The 10,904-nt window shown below is 70.3% G+C and carries 13 protein-coding genes; 3 read left to right on the top strand and 10 right to left on the bottom strand.

Annotated features, from left to right (window positions below):
- The 9 genes from A9X05_RS15245 to A9X05_RS15205 form a co-directional block, all read right to left on the bottom strand.
- The coding region (locus A9X05_RS15245; RefSeq protein WP_231978394.1) for an AMP-binding protein at positions 1-658 on the bottom strand (658 nt) is incomplete at its 3' end.
- 68 nt (positions 659-726) lie between these two features.
- Positions 727-1,029, bottom strand: a complete 303-nt coding sequence (locus A9X05_RS15240) for a DUF3349 domain-containing protein (RefSeq protein WP_067275226.1) — start codon at positions 1,027-1,029, stop codon at positions 727-729.
- Between the two features lie 56 nt (positions 1,030-1,085).
- Entirely contained in the window at positions 1,086-1,385 is a 300-nt protein-coding gene (locus A9X05_RS15235; protein WP_067749160.1) for a hypothetical protein, read from the bottom strand.
- Positions 1,385-2,626 (bottom strand): inorganic phosphate transporter, encoded by a 1,242-nt coding sequence (locus A9X05_RS15230; protein WP_067749164.1) that lies wholly within the window; start codon positions 2,624-2,626, stop codon positions 1,385-1,387. Before A9X05_RS15230 ends, A9X05_RS15235 begins: the two co-directional genes overlap by 1 nt.
- 97 nt (positions 2,627-2,723) lie before the next feature.
- Entirely contained in the window at positions 2,724-3,131 is a 408-nt protein-coding gene (locus A9X05_RS15225) for a VOC family protein (protein WP_067749167.1), read from the bottom strand.
- 29 nt (positions 3,132-3,160) lie between these two features.
- Positions 3,161-4,057, bottom strand: coding sequence for an SDR family oxidoreductase (locus tag A9X05_RS15220; RefSeq protein WP_067782441.1), 897 nt, complete (start codon positions 4,055-4,057; stop codon positions 3,161-3,163).
- A 102-nt stretch (positions 4,058-4,159) separates the two neighbouring features.
- Positions 4,160-5,062: a 1,4-dihydroxy-2-naphthoyl-CoA synthase gene (locus A9X05_RS15215; RefSeq protein ID WP_067749172.1), complete on the bottom strand. Its 903-nt coding sequence runs from the start codon at positions 5,060-5,062 to the stop codon at positions 4,160-4,162.
- Positions 5,059-5,523, bottom strand: a complete 465-nt coding sequence (locus tag A9X05_RS15210; protein WP_067749175.1) for a nitroreductase family deazaflavin-dependent oxidoreductase — start codon at positions 5,521-5,523, stop codon at positions 5,059-5,061. Before A9X05_RS15210 ends, A9X05_RS15215 begins: the two co-directional genes overlap by 4 nt.
- An 11-nt stretch (positions 5,524-5,534) precedes the next feature.
- Positions 5,535-6,458 (bottom strand): aldo/keto reductase, encoded by a 924-nt coding sequence (locus A9X05_RS15205; RefSeq protein ID WP_067749178.1) that lies wholly within the window; start codon positions 6,456-6,458, stop codon positions 5,535-5,537.
- Between the two features lie 82 nt (positions 6,459-6,540).
- Here A9X05_RS15205 and A9X05_RS15200 point away from each other — a divergent pair, with 82 nt between their 5' ends.
- On the top strand, positions 6,541-7,089 hold the full coding sequence (locus tag A9X05_RS15200; protein ID WP_067749182.1) for a TetR/AcrR family transcriptional regulator: 549 nt from the start codon (positions 6,541-6,543) through the stop codon (positions 7,087-7,089).
- Between the two features lie 71 nt (positions 7,090-7,160).
- Here A9X05_RS15200 and fadD8 read toward each other — a convergent pair whose 3' ends face one another.
- Positions 7,161-8,762, bottom strand: coding sequence for a fatty-acid--CoA ligase FadD8 (fadD8, locus tag A9X05_RS15195; RefSeq protein ID WP_067749185.1), 1,602 nt, complete (start codon positions 8,760-8,762; stop codon positions 7,161-7,163).
- A gap of 78 nt (positions 8,763-8,840) precedes the next feature.
- On the opposite strand from fadD8, the gene A9X05_RS15190 reads away from it, so the two are divergent.
- Complete coding sequence (locus A9X05_RS15190; protein ID WP_067782439.1) at positions 8,841-10,445, top strand: amidohydrolase; 1,605 nt, start codon at positions 8,841-8,843, stop codon at positions 10,443-10,445.
- Positions 10,442-10,904, top strand: a 463-nt coding sequence (locus A9X05_RS15185; protein ID WP_304442448.1) for an enolase C-terminal domain-like protein, incomplete at its 3' end; no start/stop codon positions are given. The genes A9X05_RS15190 and A9X05_RS15185, both read left to right, overlap by 4 nt.

Here is a 10,904-nt window from a genome sequence, read left to right as displayed (position 1 = left end):
CCTGGTGGCCACGCAGCTGGCCAAGGCGCTGACCGACCCGGCGGCCGCCGCCGCGCTCGCCGAACTGGACGCCGTCCTGCTCGGCGGCGGCCCGGCCCCGCAGGGGGTGCTCGACGCCGCCGCGGCGGCCGGCGTCGCCGTGGTGCGCACCTACGGGATGAGCGAAACCGCGGGCGGTTGCGTGTACGACGGCGTGCCACTGGACGGCGTCCAGTTCGGCGAGCGCGGCGGCGGCCGCCGGGTCGGTCAGCGCCTTGGCCAGCTGCGTGGCCACCAGCGAGGTGTATCGCCGGCCCGATCCCAATCGTCCTATCGCGCTGGGTAATTCGGCGACATCGAAGCCTGCGGAGACGTCCAGCTCGACGGGCGGCGAGCCGGCCAGCGCGCTGCGCACCAGCACCTGCAGCCCGGCGATGTGATGCGGCGGCAGCGCCAGCAGCCAGCGGCCCGGGCCGCCGAGGCGGTCATGGGTGGCCGTCGCGCTGGCCGTCAACGCGGTCGCGCTGAGCAGCGCCCCCTTGGGGGCGCCCGTGGTCCCCGACGTCGTCACCACCAGGGCGACGTCGTCGTCGATGGGTTCACCGACCCGCAGCCCGGCCGTCAGCTCCTCCGAGCCGGGCGCGAGCGCGACCAGAGCGGGGTCGCGCCCGTCCAGCACGCGTTCCAGGGCGGGTAACAGCGACGAGACGGCCGAGCCCGGCGGGACGGTGAGTGCGCGCAGTAGGGCTATGCGGGGTCCTCGACCTCGTCCGCGTCGTCGAACGGCCACCCCTGGGCCGCCAACCGCACCCGCACCCGCTCGACGTCGTCGGGCGAGGGCAGGTTGTCGGTGATCTGTGTGATCAGCACGCCGATGTCGACGTCGTCGAACTCGCCCCGGCTGATCAGCTCGCAGGCGACGGCCTTGACCTCGTCGTTGGACAGCCGGCGGGCCAGCAGCGCGAGCACCGGGAAGGTGTCCGTCGGCGGGACGCCTTCCGGGTATCCCGCGCGCAGCCACGAGACGATCGAATTGAGAAATCCGTTCACGCTGGTACAGCTCCCCCCGGTGTCCGGCTCGGTGACGCGGTGGGCATCATTCGATGCTACTTGGGCTTGGCTCCGAGGAAGGCGACACCGGTGTGGTGGGCGATGAAGTCCCGGGAGATGTACGCCAGGGCGAAGGCGATCGCCACGATCACCACCGCATAGATCAGCCAGGCGAGCGCCAGCAGTGCCGGATTCTTCTGTGACGAGCCGCCCTCGGTGCCGGCCTGCCCGGCGCCCACCGCGTGGAACCGCAGCCCCAGGGCGAACAGCCCCGGCAAGGCGGCGCCGGCCAGCATCGAGAAGAGCAGGATCTTGAGGGAGGCCTGGTAGTTGAACCAATCGCCGAAGTGACTCATCAAGCGTTCGCCTTCATCGTGGGGTCGTCGGAGTCGTACCGGCCGGTCGTGCCGCTGCCGTTCGTCGGGGGAACGCTCGATGGCGGCCGGTGCTCGGCGGAGTCCTCCAGCCCGGCGGTCAGGTCGCCCTTCCATTCGGCGTTGACGTTGTTGTGGTCGACCTTGACCTTGCGCGACCGGATGTAGATGGTGGCGGAGACCGCGACCAGCAGCGCGAAGCCGACGATGGCGCCGGGGTAGCCGCCGATCAGGTGCACGATCCAGTAGGTGACCGCACCGACCAACCCGGCCAGCGGCAGCGTCACCAGCCAGGCGACGCCCATGCGGCCGGCGACTCCCCAGCGGACCTCGCCGCCGGGCTTGCCGAGCCCGCTGCCCAGCACCGAGCCGGTGCACACCTGCGTGGTCGACAGCGCGTAGCCGAAGTGGGCCGACAGCAAAATCACCGCGGCCGAGGAGGACTCGGCCGCCATGCCCTGCGGCGACTGGATCTCGACCAGGCCCTTGCCCAGCGTGCGGATGATCCGCCAGCCGCCCAGGTAAGTGCCCAACGCCATCGACACCGCGCAACCGACGATGACCCACAGCGGCGGCATGGAGGCGTTCTTGCTGACCGAGCCGTAGGACATCAGCGCCAGGAAGATGATGCCCATCGTCTTCTGGGCGTCGTTGGTGCCGTGCGCCAGCGAGACCAGCGACGCCGACCCCCATTGGCCGTACCGGAAGCCGGCCTCGGTGCGCTTGGTGGGGATGCCGCGGGTGATCCGGTACACCAGCCAGGTCGCCACCGCCCCGACCACGATGGCCAGGATCGCGGAAACGACGGCGGGGATGATCGCCTTGGAGACCACGCCCTTCCAGATCACCCCGTGCGCGCCGACGGCCGCGATGGTGGCGCCGACGATGCCGCCGATCAGGGCGTGCGACGAGCTCGAAGGGATGCCGAGGAGCCAGGTCAGCAGGTTCCACACGATGCCGCCGACCAGGCCCGCGAAGACCAGCTCGAGCGTCACGATGTGCCCGTCGATCAAGCCCTTGGCAATCGTGGCGGCGACGGCGGTGGACATGAACGCGCCCACGAGATTGAGCACCGCGGACAGCGCGACGGCCGCCTTGGGCTTGAGCGCGCCGCTGGCGATCGAGGTCGCCATCGCGTTGCCGGTGTCGTGGAAGCCGTTCGTGAAATCGAAAGCCAGTGCCGTGATTACGACAATGATCAGAAGGAACAATTGGATGTTCACAGCGCCCGATTCTGGTGGTAGGGGGATTCCATTGTCGAATGCAGCAAGACCCGAATCGCGGATGTACCTAGACTCGTCGCCAGATGTTACCTCTCAGTTAACCGGACTTTCCCGCTCGTTCACCCCGGGTGTCGCGCCGTAACGGGTGGTCCGGCGGGATCTGGACGAAGATCAGCGTGATTCCGTCCGGGTCGGTCACGTGCATTTCGTATAGGCCCCATGGCTCTTGGCGCGCCTCGCGGGCGATCGCCACGCCCCGGCTCTGCAACTCGGCCTGGGTGGCCTCGATGTCGCGCACCTGCAGCCACAGCGCGCCGGGGAAGGGGCCGCGGGAGTGGTCCGGTGATCCGTAGCCGGCGAGCTCCAGCAACGACTGGCCCGCGAAAAACACTGTGCCGCCGCCGTACTCGCGGGCTATCGCGAGCCCGATCTGGTCCCGGTAGAAGGCCAACGACTGCTGATAGTCCGCCGGCCGGAACAGCATCCGGCTGGCCAGGATCTCCATAGCGTCGTGTCTATCACGTCGCTGTGGGCTCAGTCGCCTTCCGCGCGATTCGGCTGGATCCGCTGCCGCTGCATGAGCGTGTTGACCAGCCGTGGGCCGAAGGTGTCCAGGGCCTTGGCCGCGATCGCCATCCGCGGCGCGATCCGCACCGGCCGGGTGCGGGCCGCAGTCAGCATCCATTCGGCGGCCTCCTCCGACGTGAGCGCCGGCATGCCCTCGTACGCCTTCGTCGGCGCGATCATCGGCGTGGCCACCAGCGGGTAGTACAGCGTCGTCGAATGCACACCCTTGGGGCCCCACTCCGTCTCCACGACGCGGCTCACCGCCGACAGCGCCGCCTTCGACGCGTTGTAGACCGCGAACAGCGGCGACGCCTCCGACAGCACTCCCCAGGTGGAGACGTTGATGACGTGACCGTCGCCCCGTTCGAGCATCCCGGGCGCCAGCCCGCGGATCAGCCGCAGCGGCGCGTAGTAGTTGAGCGTGATGGTCCGTTCGACGTCGTGCCAGCGCTCCAGCGACTCGGCCAGCGGCCGCCGGATCGAACGGCCGGCGTTGTTGATCAGGATGTCGACCCCGCCGAGGCGCTTTTCGACGTCGGCGACCAGCGCGTCGACGGCGTCCATGTCGGAAACGTCGCACGGCAACGCGACCGCGCTGCCGCCCGCCGCGGTGATCCGTTCCGCGAGCGCGTCGAGCAGGTCCTCACGCCGGGCGACGACGGCGACCGTCGCGCCCTCGCGGGCCAGCAGTTCGGCCGCGGCCTCGCCGATGCCCGACGACGCCCCGGTGAGCAGGATGCGCTTGCCGTCGAGGTCGACCGGCTTGATGGCGGGCCGGTTGACCAAGACCTGCGGGGCCATCGGCGGCCGCATGGTGGCCAGCACCAGCTGATCGGTGAAACGGCGAAGGGGACTCTTGCTCACGGGGGGAGTCTAGGGGCGGGCGCGCATTGGCCGAGCGTCACGCCAGCGTGGCGTTGGCCGTCGAGCGTCACGCCAGCGTGACCCTCCTAAATCGTGACCCTCCTAGAAGTAGCGGGGGAACCGGCTCCAGTCGGGCGGCCGCTTCTCCAGGAAGGCGTCGCGGCCCTCGACTGCCTCGTCGGTCATGTACGCGAGCCGGGTGGCCTCACCCGCGAACAGCTGCTGACCCACCAGCCCGTCGTCGAGCAGATTGAAGGCGAACTTGAGCATCCGTTGCGCCTGAGGTGATTTGGCGTTGATCTCGGCCGCCCACTCGATGCCCGCCCGCTCCAGGTCGGCGTGGTCGATGACGGCGTTGACCGCGCCCATCTGGTGCATCTGCTCGGCGGTGTACGCGCGGCCGAGGAAGAAGATCTCGCGGGCGAACTTCTGGCCCACCTGGCGCGCCAGATACGCGCTGCCGTAGCCGCCGTCGAAGCTGCCGACGTCGGCGTCGGTCTGCTTGAACCGGGCGTGCTCGCGGCTGGCCAGGGTGAGGTCGCACACCACGTGCAGGCTGTGCCCGCCGCCGGCCGCCCACCCGTTGACCAGGCAGATGACCACCTTGGGCATGAACCGGATCAGCCGCTGCACCTCGAGGATGTGCAGCCGCCCGGCGCGGGCGGTGTCCACGGTGTCCGCCGTGTCGCCGCTGGCGTACTGGTAACCGCTGCGCCCGCGGATGCGCTGGTCGCCGCCGGAGCAGAACGCCCAGCCGCCGTCCTTGGGCGACGGGCCGTTGCCGGTCAGCAGGACCACCCCGACGTCGGGGGACATCCGGGCGTGGTCGAGCACGCGGTAGAGCTCGTCGACGGTGTGCGGGCGGAACGCGTTGCGCACCTCGGGCCGGTCGAACGCCACCCGGACCGTCGCGTCGGTGACGTGGCGGTGATAGGTGATGTCGATCAGCCCGTCGAACCCGTCCACGGGCCGCCAGGCCGTCGCGTCAAAGGGATTGTCGCTCATGGCGTTTCAATCGGCTCGAAGCGAAACACCGCGCAGCGGCCGGCCAGGGCCTCGAACTCCTCGGGGCGGCCCTCGGTGACCAGCCCCGCCCGCTTCATGAAGCCGACGCCCGTCGGCACCTCGGTCGGAAAGAGCCGCAGGATCGGACGCGCGTCCTCGGCCGGCAGCTCGGCCACCCGCACCTTCTGCACGTGCCGGCCGCGCGCGATCGTCGCCTCACCGGCGGCCCGCACGTTGGCGACCCAGTCGGCGCCCGGGAACCCGGCGACGACGTACTGCCGGCCGTCGACCGTCATCGGGGTCACCGGGGTCGAGCGCGGCGCTCCGGACTTGCGGCCCTTCACCGTCAGCACGACGGGGCTCTCGCCGCCGAAACTCATACCCAGCCGCGACATCTGGATGAAGACCTTGTTGGCCGGCTTCAGCCACCACGGCGGTTTGATCGATTTGCCGCTTCCCATACTCAGCGACGTTACCTCTGGACGGACTCCACACGATGGGGCTGGGGCTCGGTTGTGCCGATGGCGTCCAGCCTTTCCAGCGCCTCGGCATCCAGGGTGACGTCGCCGGCGCCGAGGTTTTCCTCGAGGTGCCCGACGGATCGCGTGCCCGGGATCAGCAACGTGTTCGGCGCGTGCGCCAGCAGCCACGCCAAGCCGACCTGGGCGCCGGTGACCCCGAGCCGGCCGGCGATCTCGGCCACCACCGGATGGTCGGCGACCTTCGGGAAACCGGGAAACGACGATCCCAGCGGGAAGTAGGGCACCCACGCGACACCTGCTGCGGCGCAGAGCTGCAACGTGTCCTCCTGCGAGCGGTCCAGCGCGCTGTAAGCGTTCTGTACGCAGACGATGCCCGCCGGCAGCGCGCGCCGCACCACGTCCACCGGCACGGCGCTGATGCCGATCGCGCCGATCTTGCCCTCGTCGCGCAGCGCGATCATCTCGGCGAGCTGGTCGTCGACGTCCACCTGCTGATCGCCCTCGGCGGCCACGCCGGGGCCGAGGTCCATGCGCCGCAGGTTGACCACCGGGACGCAGTCCAGGCCGAGCTGACGCAGGTCGTCCTCCACCGCGGCGCGCAGCTCGGCGGGCTTTTGCGCCGCCGCCAGCGGCATGGGCTGTTCGCCGGTGAAGCGCGCGCCGACCTTGCTGACGATGACGAGGTCGTCGGCGTAGGGGAACAGCGCCGCCCGGATCCGCCGGTTCACCTCGCCCGGGCCGTAGAACGACGCCGTGTCGACGTGGTTGACCCCGAGCTCGACCGCGCGGCGCAGCACCGCGGCCGCGTCCTCGACGGATGGGGCCTCGAACAACTGCATTGCGCCGTAGCCGATGCGAGCGACGGTCGACCCGCCGATGCTGCCGGGACCGCCGGGCCGTGGTGTGTCCGTCATGAGTGCTCCCTCGTGCCACACTGGAGAAGATGCGGAGGGTCCTCCGCTTATTTGAGCGTAGCAGAAACGGAGGAGCCTCCGCTTGGCCGAGATCCGATCGGACGCGCGCCGCAATCGCGAGCGGCTAATCGAGGTGGCGACGGCGGCGTTCGCCACCGCCGACGGGCGACCGGTGTCGCTGGAGGCCATCGCCCGCGAGGCGGGCGTCGGGATCGGCACGCTCTACCGCCATTTCCCGAATCGAGAGGCGCTGGTGGAGGCGATCTACCGCGCCGAGCTCGACGAAGTGGCCGCGACGGCCGAACGGCTGCTCAAGCGCCACCCGCCCGAGACGGCGTTGCGCCGCTGGATGGACCGCTATGCGTCATTCGTGGCCGCCAAGCGTGGGATGGCGGAGTCGTTGCAGGCGATCTTCGCCTCCGGCGCAATGCAGGCCAACCAGACTCGGGACAGCATCGTCGGCGCGGTCGACCTGCTGTTGCGGGCCGGCGCCGAGGACGGCAGCCTGCGCGCCGACGTGCAGGCCGACGACGTGGTGTCGAGCCTGATCGGCATCTTTTTGGCCAGCGGCTCGCCGGAGCAGACCGGCCGCATGCTCGACCTGCTCGTCGCCGGCATCGCCGCCGCCTGATCACCGAGAGTCACGCCAGCGTGACGGCAGCCGGCGAGCGCCACGCTGGCGTGACGCTCGAGCCGAAAGACTCAGCCGACGGCGCGGTCGGCGCCCTCCCAGAACCGCGCGCGCACGGCCTTCTTGTCCGGCTTGCCCAGCGCGGTCACCGGCACCGAGTCGACGACGATCACCTGCTTGGGCGATTGCACCGAACCCTTGCGCTCCTTGACGGCGGACTGGATCTCGACGGTCACCCGCGCCACCGACTCCTCATCGGAGGGGTGGTCGGGCCGCAGCACGATCACGGCGGTGACGGCCTCGCCCCACTTCTCGTCCGGGGTGCCGATCACGCACACCTGCGCGACGGCCGGGTGCTCGGCGACGACGTCCTCGACCTCGCGCGGGAACACGTTGAACCCGCCGGTGACGATCATGTCCTTGACCCGGTCGACGATGAACCAGAAGCCGTCCTCGTCCTCGCGGGCCATGTCACCGGTGTGCAGCCAGCCGTCCTTGAACGTCTTGGCGGTCTCCTCCGGCAGGTTCCAGTACCCGCCGCTCAAAAGCGGCCCGGACACGCAGATCTCGCCGACCTCACCCTGCGGCACCGGCTTGCCGTCGGCGCCCAGAAGCGCCGTGCGGGCGAACAGGGTGGGCCGCCCGCAGGAGGTGAGCCGCTTCTCGTCGTGGTCCTTCTTGGCCAGATACGAGATCACCATCGGGGCCTCGGACTGCCCGTAGTACTGGGCGAAGATCGGCCCGAAGCGGCGGATGGCCTCGGCCAACCGCACCGGGTTCATCGCCGAGGCGCCGTAATAGACGGTTTCCAGCGAGGACAGGTCACGGGTGTGCGAATCCGGGTGGTCCATCAGCGCGTAGATCATCGACGGCACCAGCATGGTCGCGGTGATCTTCTGCTCCTCGATCACCCGCAGCACCTCGGCCGGGTCGAACTTGGTCAGCACCACCAGCTCGCCGCCCTTGATGATCGTCGGCACGAAGAACGCCGCCCCGGCATGCGACAGCGGGGTGCACATCAAAAAGCGCGGGTTCTCCGGCCACTCCCACTCGGCCAACTGGATCGTGGTCATCGTGGTGATCGACTGCGCGGTGCCCAGCACGCCCTTGGGCTTGCCGGTGGTGCCGCCGGTGTAGGCCATGCCGCCGATGTGATCAGGCGGCAACTCGGCCGCCACCAACGGCTTCGGCGGATACTTCGCCGCCTCGGCCACCAGGTCCACCGCGGAATCCCCGAGCGCCTCGGGGACCGGCCCGATGGTCAGGACCTGCTTGAGGCCGGGCACCTTCTCCAGCAGGCCCAGCGCCCGCTCGACGAACATCGGGTTGGGGTCGATGATCAGCGACGTCACGCCGGCGTCGTTCAGCACGTAGGCGTGGTCGTCAAGGGAGCCCAGCGGGTGCAGGGCCACCCGCCGGTAGCCCTGGGTCTGGCCGGCGCCGATGATCATCAAGACCTCGGGCCGGTTCAGCGACAGCAGCCCGACGGTCGCGCCGGTGCCCGCACCGAGCGCCTCGAACGCCTGGATGTACTGGCTGATCCGCTCGGCGAGCTGTCCGCCGGTCAGCGTGGTGTCGCCGAGGTATAGCACCGGCTTGTCCTTGTTGCGCTTGAGCGCACCGACGGTCAGGTGTCCGGAATGAATGGGATGGCGCAGCAGCTCGTCACTCATGTGGCCAAGACTAGAACGTGTTGCAGTTCCAGTCAGCCACCCCCTCGACGACACCCCGGAGCACTAGCATCCCTGCACATGGCCGCTGCAGATCTCGTCGTCACCGGAACCGTGCTCACCGTCGACGACACGCGGCCCACCGCCGAGGCGCTCGCCGTCGCCGACGGCCGCATCGTCGCCGTCGGCAGCCGGTCGGAAATTAACGCCCACATCGGCCCCGACACCAAAACGCTCGACGTCGGCGACGGCTGCGTGATGCCCGGATTCGTTGAGGCGCATGGGCATCCGCTGATGGAGGCGCTGGCGCTGTCGGACCGGATCGTCGACATCCGGCCCGTCACGTTGCCGGCCGCCGACGACGTCGTCGCCGCGGTGCGGCGCGAGGTCGCCGCCAGGGGAGCGGACGGCGCATACCTGAACGGCTGGGACCCGCTGCTGCAGTCCGGGTTGCCGCAGCCGACGCTGGCGTGGCTGGACGAGATCGCGCCGGACGGGCCGCTGATCATCATCCACAACTCCGGGCACAAGGCGTACTTCAACTCGCACGCGGCCCGCCGCGCGGGCCTGACCCGCGACACCCCCGATCCCAAGGGCGCGCGGTATGGCCGCGACGCGCACGGCGAGCTGGACGGCACCGCCGAGGAGACCGGCGCGGTGTTCCCGCTGCTGGCCGGGGCCATCGCGCCCGGCGACTACCCGGCGATGCTGCTCGCCGAATGCGCGCGGCTCAACCGCGCCGGCCTGACCACCTGCTCCGAGATGGCCTTCGACCCGGCGTTCGGGCCGGTGGTCGAGCGGCTGCGCGACCAGCTGACGGTCCGGTTGCGCACCTACGAGATCTCCAACCCGCAGATGTGCACCGACGCCAGCCCCGGCCAGGGCGACGACATGCTGCGCCAGGTCGGCATCAAGATCTGGGTCGACGGCTCGCCGTGGGTCGGCAACATCGCCCTGTCCTTCCCCTACCTGGACACCGACGCCACCCGCACCATCGGCGTGCCGCCCGGTTCATGCGGGCACGCCAACTACACCCGCGAACAGCTGAGCGAAATCGTCGGCGCCTACTTCCCGCTGGGCTGGCCGATGGCCTGCCACGTACAGGGCGACGCCGGGGTGGACACCATCCTCGACGTCTACGAGGAGGCCCTGCGCCGACACCCCCGCGACGACCACCGGCTGCGGCTCGAGCACGTCGGCGCCATCCGGCCCGAGCAGCTGCGGCGCGCCGCCGACCTCGGGGTCACCTGCAGCATCTTCGTGGACCAGATCCACTACTGGGGCGACATCATCGTCGACGGCCTGTTCGGTGCCGAGCGCGGATCCCGTTGGATGCCAGCCGGTTCCGCGGTCGCGACCGGCATGCGCATCTCGTTGCACAACGACCCCCCGGTCACGCCCGAGGAGCCGCTGCGCAACATCAGCGTCGCGGTCACGCGCACGGCGCCCAGCGGCCGGGTGCTGGCGCCCGAGGAGCGGTTGACCGTCGAGCAGGCCATCCGCGCGCAGACCATCGACGCGGCCTGGCAGTTGTTCGCCGACGACGTGACCGGCTCGCTGGAGGTGGGCAAGTACGCCGACCTGGTGGTGCTGTCGGCCGATCCGCGGACCGTGCCGCCTGAGCAGATCGCCGATCTGGACGTGCGCGCGACGTTTCTCGCGGGCCGCCAGGTCTACGGGCAGTGACGCCCACGCGCCCGCCCCGCCTGCAAGACCTCTTGGACCGCCTGCACGTGGTCGCGTTGCCGATGCGGGTGCGGTTCCGCGGCATCACCACCCGCGAGGTCGCGCTGATCGAGGGCCCCGCGGGCTGGGGCGAGTTCGGCGCCTTCCTGGAGTACGCCCCGCCGGAGGCCGCGCACTGGCTGGCGGCCGGCATCGAGGCCGCCTACCGCCCGCCACCGCCGCCGCGCCGGGACCGCATCCCGATCAACGCCACCGTCCCGGCCGTAGACGCCGCCCGGGTGGGCGAGGTGCTGGCCCGATTCCCGGGCGCCCGCACGGCCAAGGTGAAGGTCGCCGAGCCCGGCCAGACCCTGGCCGACGACCTGGACCGGGTCAACGCCGTGCGCGACCTCGTGCCGACCGTGCGCGTGGACGCCAACGGCGGCTGGAGCGTCGAGCAGGCGGTGCGAGCAGCTCAAG

Source organism: Mycobacterium sp. E3298 (genome assembly GCF_001666895.1).
GTDB lineage: Bacteria > Actinomycetota > Actinomycetes > Mycobacteriales > Mycobacteriaceae > Mycobacterium.
The sequence above is the reverse complement of the archived record's forward strand: the minus strand, read 5'-3'. Positions and strand labels throughout refer to the sequence as shown.